This is a genomic window from Cognatishimia activa (assembly GCF_026016445.1).
Taxonomy (GTDB): domain Bacteria; phylum Pseudomonadota; class Alphaproteobacteria; order Rhodobacterales; family Rhodobacteraceae; genus Cognatishimia; species Cognatishimia activa_B.
The window spans coordinates 2,086,823-2,101,910 of sequence record NZ_CP096147.1; the positions used below are offsets into that span (position 1 = coordinate 2,086,823).

Annotated in this window: 13 protein-coding genes; 2 read left to right on the plus strand and 11 right to left on the minus strand. The window is 55.2% G+C overall.

Annotation, left to right across the window (positions count from 1 at the left end):
* Positions 1-41: 41 nt before the first annotated feature.
* Together M0D42_RS10420 and M0D42_RS10425 are read right to left on the minus strand one after the other, a co-directional pair.
* Positions 42-434 (minus strand): DUF4864 domain-containing protein, encoded by a 393-nt coding sequence (locus M0D42_RS10420; protein ID WP_265018548.1) that lies wholly within the window; start codon positions 432-434, stop codon positions 42-44.
* 58 nt (positions 435-492) lie between these two features.
* The gene (locus tag M0D42_RS10425; RefSeq protein WP_265018549.1) at positions 493-801 is read right to left on the minus strand and encodes an ArsR/SmtB family transcription factor; all 309 of its coding nucleotides are present in this window, start codon (positions 799-801) and stop codon (positions 493-495) included.
* An 86-nt stretch (positions 802-887) separates the two neighbouring features.
* Between M0D42_RS10425 and M0D42_RS10430 the strand changes: the two genes are divergently transcribed.
* Positions 888-1,361 carry a DUF6428 family protein gene (locus M0D42_RS10430; protein ID WP_265018550.1) on the plus strand — a complete coding sequence of 158 codons (474 nt, stop codon included), beginning with the start codon at positions 888-890 and terminating at the stop codon, positions 1,359-1,361.
* Positions 1,362-1,416: 55 nt separating this feature from the next.
* Here the strand turns inward: M0D42_RS10430 and M0D42_RS10435 are convergent, their stop codons facing one another.
* Positions 1,417-3,063, minus strand: coding sequence for a lysine--tRNA ligase (locus tag M0D42_RS10435; RefSeq protein ID WP_265018551.1), 1,647 nt, complete (start codon positions 3,061-3,063; stop codon positions 1,417-1,419).
* A gap of 176 nt (positions 3,064-3,239) precedes the next feature.
* Here M0D42_RS10435 and M0D42_RS10440 point away from each other — a divergent pair, with 176 nt between their 5' ends.
* Positions 3,240-3,665 (plus strand): tellurite resistance TerB family protein, encoded by a 426-nt coding sequence (locus M0D42_RS10440; RefSeq protein WP_265018552.1) that lies wholly within the window; start codon positions 3,240-3,242, stop codon positions 3,663-3,665.
* 117 nt (positions 3,666-3,782) lie between these two features.
* Here the strand turns inward: M0D42_RS10440 and M0D42_RS10445 are convergent, their stop codons facing one another.
* The 8 genes from M0D42_RS10445 to M0D42_RS10480 form a co-directional block, all read right to left on the minus strand.
* Positions 3,783-4,271 (minus strand): DUF2478 domain-containing protein, encoded by a 489-nt coding sequence (locus tag M0D42_RS10445; protein ID WP_265018553.1) that lies wholly within the window; start codon positions 4,269-4,271, stop codon positions 3,783-3,785.
* Positions 4,268-5,053, minus strand: coding sequence for a peptidylprolyl isomerase (locus M0D42_RS10450; RefSeq protein ID WP_265018554.1), 786 nt, complete (start codon positions 5,051-5,053; stop codon positions 4,268-4,270). Before M0D42_RS10450 ends, M0D42_RS10445 begins: the two co-directional genes overlap by 4 nt.
* 3 nt (positions 5,054-5,056) lie before the next feature.
* Positions 5,057-5,746: a respiratory nitrate reductase subunit gamma gene (gene narI / locus M0D42_RS10455; RefSeq protein WP_265018555.1), complete on the minus strand. Its 690-nt coding sequence runs from the start codon at positions 5,744-5,746 to the stop codon at positions 5,057-5,059.
* 11 nt (positions 5,747-5,757) lie between these two features.
* The gene (gene narJ / locus M0D42_RS10460; protein WP_265018556.1) at positions 5,758-6,456 is read right to left on the minus strand and encodes a nitrate reductase molybdenum cofactor assembly chaperone; all 699 of its coding nucleotides are present in this window, start codon (positions 6,454-6,456) and stop codon (positions 5,758-5,760) included.
* Entirely contained in the window at positions 6,456-7,979 is a 1,524-nt protein-coding gene (gene narH, locus M0D42_RS10465; protein WP_265018557.1) for a nitrate reductase subunit beta, read from the minus strand. Before narH ends, narJ begins: the two co-directional genes overlap by 1 nt.
* On the minus strand, positions 7,976-11,707 hold the full coding sequence (locus tag M0D42_RS10470; protein ID WP_265018558.1) for a nitrate reductase subunit alpha: 3,732 nt from the start codon (positions 11,705-11,707) through the stop codon (positions 7,976-7,978). Before M0D42_RS10470 ends, narH begins: the two co-directional genes overlap by 4 nt.
* Before the next feature lie 79 nt (positions 11,708-11,786).
* Positions 11,787-13,394 (minus strand): MFS transporter, encoded by a 1,608-nt coding sequence (locus M0D42_RS10475; protein WP_265018559.1) that lies wholly within the window; start codon positions 13,392-13,394, stop codon positions 11,787-11,789.
* Between the two features lie 62 nt (positions 13,395-13,456).
* Positions 13,457-14,866, minus strand: coding sequence for an MFS transporter (locus M0D42_RS10480; protein ID WP_265018560.1), 1,410 nt, complete (start codon positions 14,864-14,866; stop codon positions 13,457-13,459).
* Positions 14,867-15,088: the final 222 nt, after the last annotated feature.

Sequence of the window (15,088 nt, forward strand, 5' to 3'; positions counted from 1 at the left end):
TAAAAGCGCGTCAGACCAGCGCGCGCTGCATCCGCATCATCTTATACCGCCGGATCAAGTGGTAGAAAACGCACCCCATTGATGCGCCACACATCATTCGTCTGAAGCATCTGATACTCCAGCCGATACAGCACCCCATCTTGATCGCGTATCTGTACTTGCTGCAGGTATAGCCCTTCACGATCCTCTAAAGGCAAGTAGGTCAGCTCTGACGGATTAATGACCATCGGATAGCCATTACGAACCATCATTTCAAACCTCTGAGGATTCCCAAAAAGCATTTGAATTGATGGGCTTGCATAGGAAAAGGCGGTTTCAAAATCGTCCTCTCCAAAGGCTTCGATCTGGCTGGTGATGGTGGATTGAATGTCTTCTTCCTGAGCGAAGCTCGCGCTGCCCAGCACAATCAAAAGTACCGCAAGTATCTGTCGCATATCCGTCCCTCCTAGGGCACAGCTAGCGTGATCTTGTGATATGACCAGCCTGCTACATTCAGCAGCAAGCACGCACCGTTGCATTGCCCCCGCAGCAGTCCTCCAGAAGATAGCGCACCAGCCCGCCCATTGCGTCAAAGCGCACCGTGTATTGCACGCTACGAGATTCCTTCTGCGACCTTACCAATCCTGCCTCAGACAGGGTCGCCAAATGGAAGGATGCCCGCGAGGGGGTAGCTCCAAGCTTGGCTGCAATATCCCCGGCACTCAGCCCATCAGGCCCTGCTTCGACCAAAAACTTAACCACCCGCAACCGGCTTTCGTTAGATAGCGCTGCAAAGGCACTCAGGGCATCACTCTCATTCATATTTCAACAACTCTTGAAATGTTTTCGCTCCCATGCAATATATTTCAAGAATCATTGAAATAAAAGCCTCACAGAAAGACCCTTAAATGCGCCTTACCGATCTGCTCGAATTCCTCGAAACCCAGCCCGCCGATCTACCTGTTGTGTATCAAACTTCAGAAGAGATCATTGGCTCCGGCTATCACCTGACGGAGTTGAAAGCCGCCCCTGTGACAAGCATCGACTGCGGCGGCAATGTCGCCAGCTTTTCTGAAGTCACAATTCAGCTCTTGGATGGTCAGGACGGCGACTACATGATGGTTGGTAAACTGAAAGGCATCCTGCGCCATAGCCTAAAGGAAATCCCAGCGCTGAATGACGCGGAACCTCGGGTTGAGTTTTCTCATTTTAACAATGGCTTACAGCTCTTCACGCTCGGTGAACCGCTTGTTTCGGAAGGTGCCATCACACTGCCTTTGCTCACCATTGGTGCGCAATGCAAACCGGCGGTTGCCGCAAGAGGGTTCGCTCCCAAACCGGGTCAAAGCATCGGTTGCGGCCCACGCACAAACTGTTGCTAAAAAAAAAGGCCCGGTGTTCACCGGGCCTTTGATGATTTTCGCTTGGAGGTCGAGATCACTTGGTGAATTCACCCGCCAGAGCACTTTCGATCAAAGCGATGGTCTCTTCCACACCGTAAAGTGCGATGAAGCCACCAAACCGAGGCCCCTGGGACGCACCTAGAAGCACCTCATAGATGGCTGTGAACCAATCCCGCAGAGGTTCAAACTCTTTCAGCTTGCCGATGGCAAAGACAATCGCCTGCAGGAACTCCGGGTCGCTGAAATCCGCTTCTGGCAGCGGGTCATCACGTCCCATTTTTGCGTTCTTCGCCGCAATTGCCGCCAGTGCCGCCTCTTCGGAAGACAGCGCCGTTGCCAGATCAGACAGAGCCTCACGCTCCTGATCTGTCGGCGCACGATAGGTTTTCGCAGGCTTCACGAAGTCATGATAATAGCGCACAGCAAAACCGACGGCATCATCCAGCGTTGGGTTGTTCTCAGGGGACGCCTCAGATGCATAACGACGGATGAAACCCCAAAGCGTTTCTTTGTCTTCAGCAGAAGACACGCTCGCCATGTTCAAGAGCATCGAGAACGGCACAACCATATCTGAGGTCGGCACATTGTGTCCGTGGATATGGAAGACAGGGTTGTTCAAACGCGCCTTCGTATCCTGCGTCTCATAAGCCCGCAACTGCTGATGATACTCATCGACCGCTTTCGGAATCACGTCAAAATGCATCCGCTTTGCTGTCTTCGGCTTCAGATACATGAAGTAGGCTAGGCTCTCGGATGATGCATAGGTCAGCCACTCATCAATAGAGACACCATTTCCGGAAGTCTTTGAAATCTTTTGACCATTTTCATCGAGGAACAATTCAAAAGTGAAATGCTCCGGCGCGCGCCAACCCAGAATGCGGCAGATCTGATCATAGATCGGCGCATTTGTGGAATGGTCCTTGCCAAACATCTCAAAGTCGACGCCCAATGCTGCCCAGCGCGCGCCAAAGTCAGGCTTCCATTGGAATTTCACGTTGCCGCCGGTCACAGGAATGGTCCACTCCTTGCCCTCTTCATCATCAAAAGTGATGGTGTAATTCTCGGCATCCACGTTCTTCATAGGTACGTAGAGCACGCGACCGGTTTCAGGGTGGATCGGCAGGAAGATCGAATATGTGGACGCCCGTTCTTCGCGCAGAGATTTCAGCATCACGGCCATGATCTCATCGTATTTCTCAACAGCGCGTTTCAGAATCTCGTCAAACTGACCGGACTCATAAAACTCTTTGGCTGAGATGAACTCATACTCAAAGCCAAAGGTGTCGAGGAAACTGCGCAGCTTAGCGTTGTTGTGGTGGCCAAAGCTCTCATGTGTGCCGAATGGATCAGGCACAGCCGTCAATGGCTTCTGCAGGTGTTCCTCAAGAGACGCGGCGTTGGGTACATTTCCCGGCACTTTACGCATGCCGTCCAGATCATCGGAAAAGGAAATAAGCTTGGTTGGAATATCAGAGATCACCTCAAAGGCACGCTTCACCATTGTGGTGCGCGCGACCTCACCGAAGGTGCCAATATGCGGCAGACCTGACGGGCCATAACCTGTCTGAAACAGCACATATCCCTTTTCTGGCGGCTGCTTTTGATAGCGTTTGAGTACCCGGCGCGCCTCTTCAAAGGGCCAGGCTTTTGAACTCATCGCAGCATCGCGCAGATCAGACATGATTTTCTCCAATAGATCGCCGCCCTGCCCCATGCAGGTGCGACCGGCGTTTCCTAGTTCGCAAACGCAGCATGGTCAATGATTGTTGGTCAGCTCGTCAGGAATTCCCGCTTGCCCGACCTCATTCCGCACCATATCGTAAGACCAACATATGCGCTCAATAGAAAGCCAAGACGATGACGCAAGAAGCCCCACATCCATGGACCCCACAAGACTGCCTCGTTGCGGTCATGGTGGCGATCTCCGCTTCCGATGAAAACATCCGCACCGCAGAGCTGATCAAGATCCAGTCAGCCGTGAACAATCTGCCGGTCTTTGCGAATTATGATATCGACCGGCTGACGGTGGTTTCGCAAACGGTCTTTGATCTTTTTGAACAAGAAGACGGGCTCGCGGCGCTCTTTGGTCTCGTGCGGGATAACCTACCAGAGGAGCTTTTTGAAACTTCCTATGCGCTGGCCTGCGACGTTGCGGCGGCGGATGGTAAAATCCTTGAGCCGGAACTGCGGCTTTTGGAAGAAATTCGTTATGAACTTGCGATTGATCGTCTGCACGCCGCGGCAATTGAGCGTGGCGCACGGGCAAGACATATAACGCTGTAAGTCGCCAAGAGATTTGGTTGCAACAGACCGAGGGATCGAAACCGGCTGGGCTTTTCCGGAAAGCACAGCCGGTTTCGTTTTGCTTAGGCATCAATCAACTTGCGAAAAATTTACGACCTAGCTGTTCACCCATTCTAAGGCCTGCCCGGCATCGACGTGCGTCTCCAAATTTCCAGCAAACTCCTGAAAAGCAGCTTTATTGAGCCCATTCAAGCCAACCAGAACAGGGATTTCTCGCGAGAGCGCGGTCCCGATCAGTTCACGGAAGCCCCTGCCCTCAGCCTCATGCTTGCCAAATTTGTTGATCAACAAGACATCCGATCCGGTCTCTAATTCTTTCGCAACCAGTTCGACCGCCGTTTCAAGCGCTTCAGGATTAAGCCGGCACCCGGTCGAGCCGGCCCCCAAAGACTGTGAGATACAGATGGTTGGTCCCTCAGGCAGGACTTTCACATCCATATCGCATTTATGATCTTTCTCGCGTTCGGTGTTGATCTGTACGACGCCGGAAACGCGCAGCCCCTTTTCAAGCAAATCCTGCGCCACACAGGCCAAAGTGGTATCAAGCACCCGAGGGTCATCCATCATCACATAGCCAAGTTTCATATTGCTGTTTCCTTCTTTGGCGCTTCAGCGGGCAAAATGATGCCTTCGATCTGTGCCTTATCCATCAGCTCTGATGTGTAAGAGCGGGCAGCCTGAACCCAGGCTGCCCTTTCCAAAGCCTCGCGGACACGATTTTGCGCGGCTTCGAACGGGAGTTGGCGACCGTCTTCTTTGGCGTCCAAACGTATGATGTGAAAGCCAAAGCGTGTTTGAACAGGGGTCTGCGTGATCGCGCCTTCTTCTAGAGCTGACATTGCGATTTCAAACTCTGGAATCGTGTCATTTGGCGAAAGCTGCCCCAAAAAACCACCAGCTTCAGCAGAGCCACATTGGCTGTGCTCTTTTGCCAGATCACCAAAACGCGCACCTTCATTGAGTTCAATGATCAATGCCTTCGCCGCGCCTTCGGTTTCGCAGAGAATGTGAGAGGCTTCCCAAAGAGGCGGGGTCTTGAACCGCGACGGATCTCGTTCCCATTCTGCCTTCACATCTTCATCAGAAACCACTTCGGCTTCTAGCGTTTGGTCGAGCAATGCCGCGATTTGAGCATCCTCTATGGTTTCACGGCGGCCATTTCCAAGAGCTCTCGGCTCTGCAGAAATGCCCAGCGCCTCGGCCTCACGCAGCAAAAGATGCCGGACGATCAATGCACGCGCTGCCTTGCGCCACGCCAATCCCGGTTTGCCTTTGGGGGCGGCGTGATTTTGCGCCTCAGCGGCGATGGAAGAGGCCGATATTTCGACCCCATCCACGATGACTGGCGGGAATAATGCCTGGTTCATGGCTTATTTCGCCGCTCCATGTTTGCGAGAGCGCACAACCTGATAGCCCGGACGCCAGAGGTAGCGCACTGGAGCTGACAGCATGTGAACGAGGCGTGTGAATGGGAAGACCAGAAAGATGGTCAGACCCAACACAAGGTGAGCTTTGAACACCGGTGCCACATCTTTCACGTAATCCGCCGCTGCCGCATCAAAGGTGAAGATACCCTGCGCCCAGGACATGAACTTGACCATCTCATGACCATCCAGGTGACCCAGAGAGGCAAAGATGGTTGCCAGACCCAGCACCAACTGCGCCAGCAACAGAAGCAGGATCGCGATGTCTGCGAAGCTTGAAGTGCGGCGGATGCGTGGATCGGTCCAGCGGCGATGGAACAGCATCAAGCCGCCCACCAGCGCCATGACACCTGCGATACCACCGGCTACAACGGCCAATGTCTGTTTTGCACCGTGGCTGATGCCAATGGCGTCAAAGATCCAGATCGGTGTGAGCAGACCGATGAGGTGACCAAAGAAGATCACCAGAACGCCCACGTGAAAAAGCCCTGATCCGATACGCAGCTGCTTGGTACGCAGCATTTGCGAAGACGACGACTTCCACGTGAAGGGATCGCGCTCATAGCGTGCGATTGAGCCGATGATCATCACCGCGAGGGCAATATACGGATAGGTTCCAAAGAGAAACTGATGCATGTCTACCTCCCTTATTCCGCGGCTGTCGCGGGGGTTACGGGTTGATCCATTTTCGCTAGCATGTCGCGCACCTGTGGACATCCGGCGTTCGGGTCTGGTCCAAAGCGCACTTCGCTTTCCTCCCAGACACGATCCAGCGCCTCGAGGTCTTCAGGATCGGTTTCGGGCTTTTTCATAAGCTCGGCCACCGCCTCCTGATCGACCTTCGCACCAGAGAGCTGCAACAGGGATGCAAAGATCGGCGCGTATGTGCTGTCACGACCCTGGAGGCGCTGTTCGATGGCCTCCAGGATGTGACCTGCGTCCGCCAGAGTATCCTGCGCTTCCGCGAGAGGGCGCGTAGACAGGAACTCCAGCAGAACCGGCAGATGGTCTGGCAGTTCCACCGTGACCGGGTCAAAGCCCGCGTCACGATAGGTTTCCACCAGGCTCACCATGGCGCTACCGCGGTCGCGGCTTTCGCCATGCACATGCTCAAAGAGGTTGAGGCTCAGGGTGCGTGAGCGATCAAAGAGACCAACATAGCGCTCTTGCAGGTCGTAGATGTCGTCCTGCTCAAGCTCAGTCAGCAGCGGTGCAAGCGCCCGGCGGTTGGCTGCGGTCAGACGTGGGTCTGACATCAGCACCGCCGAAATCTCGGAAATGGCGCCCTGCAATTCCTTTGTCGGATAGCTCAGGATGACGGAAAGAGATTTGAATGTCCGGTCCATCACATCACCTCCTCAGGCATTTTCAGGGGTTTCTTTTTGCCACCAAAGAGCGACTTGCCAGATGTGCCACCAGAGCAGCCATTGGTGTCGGTGAAGCCGCAGCCGCCACGTAGGTCGTAGGCTTCTTCGACATGTTCCCAGTGGGTTGTCGGGATGACAAAGCGGTCTTCGTAGTTGGCGATCGCCATGATGTGGTACATGTCGTCGATCTGATCCGGTGTCAGGCCAACGCGGTCTGCGATGCCTTCGTCGATCACACCTTCGATGGTTTTGGTCCGCATATAGCTGCGCATCGCGAGCATACGTTCCAGCGCGCTGGCCACTGGGGCCTCGTCACCAGCTGTCAGCATGTTGGCGAGGTAACGCACTGGAATGCGGAGGTTTTTCACATCCGGCATGCCATCTTCTGCGCTGATCGCACCTGCTTCGGCAGCGTTCTGGATCGGCGAGAGTGGCGGAATGTACCAGACCATTGGCAGAGTGCGATATTCCGGGTGCAGCGGGAAGGCCACTTTCCATTCCATCGCCATCTTCCACACAGGGCTTTCCTGCGCGGCTTTGATCCAGTCCTGAGGTACACCTTCGGCCTCAGCCGCTTTGATGACCTCTGGATCGTTTGGATCAAGGAAGACACCTAGTTGGGCATCATAGAGATCCATTTCTGAATCTGTACCAGCCGCTTCGGCGATCTTATCCGCATCATAGAGCATCACGCCCAGATACCGGATACGACCCACACAGGTTTCCGAACAGACGGTTGGGTTACCGCTTTCGATCCGAGGGTAGCAGAGCGTACATTTCTCAGACTTACCGCTTTCCCAGTTGTAGTAGACCTTTTTGTAAGGGCAGCCAGAGACACACATCCGCCAGCCACGACATTTTTCCTGGTCGATCAGGACAATGCCGTCTTCCTCGCGTTTGTAGATCGCGCCGGATGGGCAGGAGGCTGCACAGGCCGGGTTGAGGCAGTGCTCACAAAGCCGCGGCAGGTACATCATGAAGGTGTTTTCGTACTCGCCGTAGATTTCCTTCTGAATGCCTTCGAAGTTGTAATCCTGCGAGCGTTTCTCGAATTCACCGCCCAGGATTTCCTCCCAGTTTGGCCCTTTCTCGATCTTCTCCATCCGCTCGCCGGTGATCTTTGATCTTGGGCGTGCGGTTGGGAAGGCCTTCATCTCAGGTGCGGACTTCAGGTGGTCGTAGTCGAAATCAAACGGCTCATAGTAGTCGTCGATTTCTGGCAGGTCCGGGTTACCGAAGATATTGGACAGGATCCGCCATTTCGCACCCTGTTTGGGCTGCAGCTTGCCGGATTTGGTCCGCTCCCAGCCACCGTTCCATCGCGCCTGGTTTTCCCAGTCGGTTGGATAGCCGGTGCCCGGTTTGGTTTCCACGTTGTTGAACCAGGCGTATTCCACGCCCTCACGGTTCGTCCAAACGTTCTTACAAGTGACAGAACATGTGTGGCACCCGATACATTTATCGAGGTTCAGCACCATGCCGATTTGTGCGCGGACTTTCATTCTGCTGCCTCCGGAGTTGGGGTTGCTTCTTCGTCGAGCCAGTCGATCTTCTTCATTTTGCGGACCACGACGAATTCATCGCGGTTTGCGCCGACGGTGCCGTAGTAGTTGAAGCCGTAGCTCTGCTGCGCATAGCCACCGATCATATGGGTTGGTTTCAGGGTCGCCCGGGTGACCGAGTTGTGAATACCGCCCCTATTCCCGGTCTTCTCAGAACCCGGCGTGTTCACGATCTTCTCTTGCGCGTGATACATGAAGGTTGTGCCATCTTTCATGCGCTGTGAGACCACCGCCCGCGCTGTCAAAGCCCCGTTGGAGTTATAAAGCTCGATCCAATCGTTATCGACGATACCAACGGATTTGGCGTCATTTTCAGACAGCCAGACCACCGGACCACCACGGTTGAGCGTCAGCATCAACAGGTTGTCGGAATAGGTGGAGTGGATGCCCCATTTCTGGTGCGGTGTGATGAAGTTGAGGAACAGGTTGTCCCCGTCATCCAGCACGTCCTTGTTGATGGTCTTCAGATCAACCGGAGGCCGGTAGGACATAAAGCCCTCGCCAAAGGCCAGCATCCATTCGTGATCCTGATAGGTCTGCTGACGACCTGTCAGCGTCCGCCATGGGATCAGCTCATGTACGTTGGTGTAACCCGCGTTGTAGCAGACATGCTCACTTTCAAGGCCAGACCAAGTCGGGGAGGAGATGATCTTACGAGGCTGCGCAGCAATGTCCCGGAAGCGGATTTTCTCTTCTTCCTTTGGCTTCGCCAGATGGGTGTGGTCGCGACCTGTTGCCTTGGACAGAGTGTCCCAGGCCTTCACTGCGACTTCACCGTTGGTTTCCGGCGCGAGCATCAGTAGCATCTCCGCCGCATCAATCGCGGTTTCGATTTTTGGCTGACCTTTGCTGACGCCTTCTTCACGGACAACGCCGTTCAGATCGCGCAGCAGTTCCACCTCATGGGCGGCATCCACGTTGATGCCTTTACCACCGTTGCCGAGCTTCTCCAGAAGAGGCCCAACAGCGGTGAACTTCTTGTAAAGGTTCGGATAATCCCGCTCGACCGCGATGTAGTTCGGTGCGGTTTTACCCGGGATCAGATCACATTCGCCTTTCTTCCAGTCTTGAACGACAGGCTGGGCCAATTCGCCCGGAGTGTCGTGCAGGATTGGCAGCTGAACGATGTCGGTTTCAACGCCTAGGATTTCCGGCGCCACTTCAGAGAACTTCTTGGCGATGCCTTTGAAGATTTCCCAGTCGGTGCGGCTTTCGTATGCCGGATCGACCGCCGCTTGCAGCGGGTGGATGAAGGGGTGCATGTCCGAGGTGTTGAGGTCGTCTTTCTCATACCAGCTGGCGGTCGGCAGAACGATGTCTGAGTAAACAGCCGTTGTGGACATGCGGAAGTCGATGGTGACCAGCAGGTCGAGTTTGCCCTGAGGCGCCTCGTCATGCCAGACAGCTTCTTTCGGTTTCTGCTTGCCTTCTTCGCCAAGGTCTTTGCCCATCACACCGTGGTCTGTGCCGAGAAGGTGCTTGAGGAAATACTCGTGGCCCTTGCCGGACGAACCCAGCAGGTTTGAGCGCCAGACAAAGAGGTTACGCGGCCAGTTTTCTGGCGCATCCGGGTCTTCGCAGGACATCTCCAGATCGCCCGCCTTCAGGTGCTTGGCGACATACTCGGGCACTTCCAGACCAGCCGCTTTTGCCGCTTTGGAAACCTCAAGCGGGTTGGTCTTCAGCTGCGGTGCAGACGGCAACCAGCCCATGCGTTCCGCACGAATGTTGTAGTCGATCATGCTGATGTCCCAGTCACCTTCCGGTGCGGTTGGGCTCAGGATTTCATCGGCTTCCAGCTGCTCATAACGCCACTGGTCGGTGTGCGCATACCACATGGAAGTTGAGTTCATGTGGCGTGGCGGACGGTTCCAGTCGAGTGCAAACGCGAGAGGCAACCAGCCGGTTTGCGGACGCAGTTTTTCCTGGCCCACATAGTGGCTCCAGCCACCGCCGGACTGACCAACACAACCACACATCACCAGCATGTTGATGACGCCACGGTAGTTCATATCCATGTGGTACCAGTGGTTCATCGCCGCGCCGATGATGACCATGGATTTACCATTGGTATCCGCCGCGTTCTGCGCGAATTCACGCGCCACCTGGATGATCTTGTCCTGTGGGACACCGGTGATTTTCTCTGCCCAGGCAGGTGTGCCCGGCATATCAACGGAGTAGTCACTTGTGACCCAATCGCCACCCAGACCACGGTCGAGACCATAGTTTGCGCAGAAGAGGTCAAAGACGGTTGCGACCAGAACTTCGCCGTCGGCTGTCTTGATCTTCTTGACCGGCACATTGCGGGTCATCACGTCAGGGTGGCCACATTGCACCCAGTTTTCAGTGGCTTGGCCACCGAAGTATGGGAAATCGACGCCACGCACATCGTCGTGGTCTTCTTCCAGCACGAAGGACATCGCGAGGTCGGTCTGCTCACATTGTGCCTTGCTTTCGAGGTTCCACTCACCGTCTTCGCCCCAGCGGTAACCGATGGAGCCGTTTGGCGCGACCAGCCCGCCACTTTCGCGGTCCCAGGCGACGGTTTTCCATTCCGGGTTGTTCTCTTCACCCAGTTTTCCGTCCAGATCGTCAGCGCGCAGGAAGCGGCCAGCAACCAGTTGATCGCCTTTCTGTTCCAGCTTCACCAGCATCGGGAAGTCAGAGTACTTGCGTGTGTAATCCGTGAAATACGGTACCTGCTGATCGAGGTGGAATTCACGCAGAATGACGTGGCCAAAGGCTTGCGCCAAAGCGGCGTCTGTACCCTGTTTGGCGTTGAGCCACACATCGCCGAATTTCGCTGCCTCGGAATAGTCCGGGCAGATCACGGCCGACTTTGTGCCGCGATAGCGTGCTTCGGTGTAGAAGTGCGCATCTGGCGTCCGGGTTTGCGGCACGTTGGAGCCCCAGAGAAGCAGGTAGCCTGCGTTGTACCAGTCGGCACTTTCAGGAACATCGGTCTGCTCACCCCAGGTCATTGGGCTTGCTGGTGGCAAGTCGCAGTACCAGTCGTAGAAGGAGCCGCAGACGCCGCCCAGCAGGCTGAGGTAGCGGGAACCGGCTGCGTAAGACACCATGGACATCGCTGGAATTGGCGAGAAGCCAATCACGCGGTCCGGGCCGTAGGTTTTGGCAGTGTAAGCGTTGGCGGCGGCGATCAGCTCTTGGGCTTCATCCCAAGTCGCGCGCACAAAGCCGCCCTTGCCGCGCAGTTTCACATAGTGATTGCGCAAAATCGGGTCATTCTGGATTTTGGTCCAGGCGGTGGTCGCATCCATGGTCTCGCGCATCTTGCGCCATGCTTTCAGCAGGCGGCCGCGGACCAGAGGGTGTTTCACACGGTTGGCAGAATAGAGGTACCAGCTGTAGCTTGCACCACGGGCACAGCCACGAGGTTCGTGGTTCGGCAGATCAGGCCGGGTGCGTGGGTAATCCGTTTGCTGAGTTTCCCAGGTCACAATCCCGGATTTCACGTAGATTTTCCAGGAACAGGAACCGGTGCAGTTCACCCCGTGGGTCGAGCGCACCACTTTGTCGTGACGCCAGCGATTGCGATAGGTGTCTTCCCAGTCGCGGTTTTCACGGGTTGTCTGACCGTGACCATCGGAAAACGTATCGATTTCCTTGGATTGTAAAAAGTTCAATCGGTCGAGCAGGTGGCTCATAGTATTGGCTCCCAGAGTGTTTCCCGAGGGGGTTTAGGGTGCCTGCCCGAAGTGCAGCTCCGGACAGGCGAAGGGACGCTTAAGGGTTCTTGATGTAGGCGCCTGGGCGCAGGTAGAACCACCAGTTGATGACGATGCAGACGCCGTAGAAGATGGCAAATCCGTAAAGCGCAATCTCAGGGGTTCCGGCTTTCATCTGCTCGCCGAAAACTTTCGGGATGATGAAGGCACCGTAGGCGGCCACCGCGGCTGTCCAACCCAGAACCGGACCAGCCTGTTCTTTGTTGAAGGCCACGGCGATGGTCCGGAAGGTAGACCCGTTGCCGATGCCAGTTGCCGCGAAGAGGATCAGGAACAGACCCAAGAATGGGTAGAAGTATTGTTCCGGAGTGGCGGAGTTGTAGGCCGCTTGGATGAAGTAAGCCACACCCAGAGCCGATGCCACCATCACAATGGAGATCCACTGGGTCACGCGGGCACCGCCGAGTTTGTCAGCGAGCGACCCACCGATTGGGCGGATCAACGCGCCGATGAATGGCCCCATCCAGGCAAACATCAGGGCAGATGGGCCGTTCGGGTTCACTGTGTCGTGGGTCATCACGCCGCCCACTTCGAGGTGACTGAAGCCGAAGACTACTTTGATGGTCAGTGCCAGAGCTGCGGAATACCCGATAAAGCTACCAAAGGTCATTGTGTAGATTACGGTCATCGCCCAAGTGTGCTTGTTGCCGAAAATCTTGTACTGACGTGTCAGGTTCTGACCCACTTGGCCGGGGATCATTTTTAGACCCAGAACAGTCAGCGCGATCACGATGGGTAACACGATCCATTTGGAGACACCAAAGCCAGAGCCCCCCACGTTTTCGGGCAGCATCAGCCACAGGCCAAATCCTGCGCAGACAAAGCCGATCAGCAGCATGAAGGTGATGATGCCAAAGGCACCAACTGGGCTTGGGATGTCAGGGCTCACGTGCTCGTCGCGGATGTTGTTCATGCCAAGCCAGCCAGCGATGGCCAGTGGGATGAGAAGCAGCAACCAGACGAAGCCAGCATTGTGGATGTAAGTTGGTGTACCAGCAGGGATTTTACCGATCAGAGTACCGGAAGTGTTTTCCAGGATCATCGGATCGCCACCGAAGAGGCCAAATGTCATCACCAGAGGAATGACGATCTGCATGGTGGTCACACCGAAGTTGCCCAGACCCGCGTTCATGCCCAGCGCATACCCCTGAATCTTCTTAGGGAAGAAGAACGAGATGTTGGACATGGAAGACGAGAAGTTACCGCCGCCAATACCGCTGAGGAAGGCCAGAAGCTGGAACTGCCACAGAGGTGTATCTGGGTTTTGCAGCGCCAGACCTGCGCCAATCGCCGGGATCATCAGCAGCGCTGTGGTGAAGAAAATGGTGTTTCGCCCACCCGCGATACGGATGAAGAAGGTCGAAGGGATGCGCAGCGTTGCGCCGGTCAGACCGGCAATCGCTGCCAGTGTGAAGAGTTCAGAGTTTTCAAAGGCAAAGCCCAGGTTGATCATCTGAACGGTGATGATCCCCCAATACAGCCAGACAGCAAAGCCACAGAGCAGCGATGGAATGGATATCCAGAGGTTCCTGTTGGCGATGGCGCGCCCGGTCGAGGACCAAAAGGCCTCATCATCCGGCGCATAGTTTCTAAGATCTTGTCCCAATGGGTCTCTCCTCGTCGTTGAGGTGGTTGGGGCGGGCCAGCTCTGGCCCGCCGGATTTCGGATTATTCAGCAGGCTGCGCGCGCTCTCGGGCGTCCAAAGCCGCTAGTCCTTCGTTCAGGGCTTCATTGGCCGCATCTGCCCGGCGACGCAGGGTCTCGATATTGGCTGCTGCGAAGGCTGCTCGTTCTTCGTCTTCCTGACGTGTTGAGAAGCGTACGAAGAAGGCGAGGAAGGAGGCCGCCGCTACGACCATGCCGAGGATCAGGAAGGCTTCGGACCAGTCGATCATGTTCTTGAAGAGGAAGCCTGCGAGAACCGCACCGGCGTTACCGCCTGCACCGACCACGCCAGCCACAGCGCCCAGCGCCTTCTTGTTGATGAAAGGAACAACAGAGTAGGTTGCACCCTCAGCCATCTGAGTGAAGAGCGAGAAGACGATCAAAGCAGGCAGTGCCAGGAAGAGAACCTGCATCTGGCTGAAGACCATCAGTGCACAGCCTTCAAACAAGAGGCAGATGAAAAGCCAGAAGCTACGGCCTTTCAGCCCCCAAAGCGCACCGAAGTTGTCGCCGAAGATGCCGCCAAGAGTACGGGCAAACATGTTCATCAGACCAAAGGAGGCTGCCACGAAACCAGCAGTCACCAGTGTCAGATCGAAGTAGTCGATGAAGTAAAGCGCCGCGACGTTGTTCACAGTCAGCTCAATGCCGAAACAGCAGCCGTAGATCACAAACAGAACCCAAACACGCGGGTCTTTCAGCGCATTCAAGTAGTTGCCGGTGACTTTCTTCTTCTCTGGCATACGGCCTTGCGCACGCAGCTCATCAAAGTTGCCCTCTGGCGCGTCCTGAGTGACGAAGTAGTAGGCGATACCGATCAGGAAGATGATTGCGCCAACCACAACCATGGACAGACGCCAGCCCACGGCTTCAGAGAAGCCAAAGCCGATGACCATAACAGAGAAGAGAAGCGGCATCACAAATTGAGTGACACCCCCACCGAGGTTACCCCAGCCTGCAGATGTCGCATTGGCCTGCCCCACAATGTTGGGAGCGAACATCACGGTGGTGTGGTACTGCGTGATCACAAAGGCCGCACCAATGCAGCCGATCAGCACGCGGAACATCAGGAAGGTTTCAAAGGTCTGTGCCAGACCGATGCCCATTACGGGCAGCGAGCCAAGAAGCAATAACCATGTATAGGATTTCCTTGGACCGATCCGGTCACAAAGCCAGCCGATAAATAGCCGAGCGAAGATGGTCATCGACACAGACCCGATGATGGCCCAGCCGATTTGTTGTTGTGTCAGTTGCAGCTCGTCCCGCACAACGCTCATCAGCGGTGCGATCCCGAACCATGCGAAGAAACACGAGAAGAAAGCGAACCAAGTCATGTGGAAGGTTCGGATTTGAACCATTTTCACATTGAAGAAGTTTCGCCAAAGGCTTGTTGCCTTGCCTTGCAGTTCCATTCAGTTGACCCCCGTTTCTGGGACAGCTTGGTGTCCGACAGACGACACAAAGCCGCTGTTTCCGTTGGTCAAGATTTTCACAAAGCCAGCAACAAACCGTCTTGATCCAAGTCAATGAACCGCAAAAATCACTTAAAATTAATGGGTTAGAGAAATTTTTCTCTCAGTTAATTTATTTTTTTGGGGGCGCTAACAAATGTTTCGCAATTGATACGTTGACAT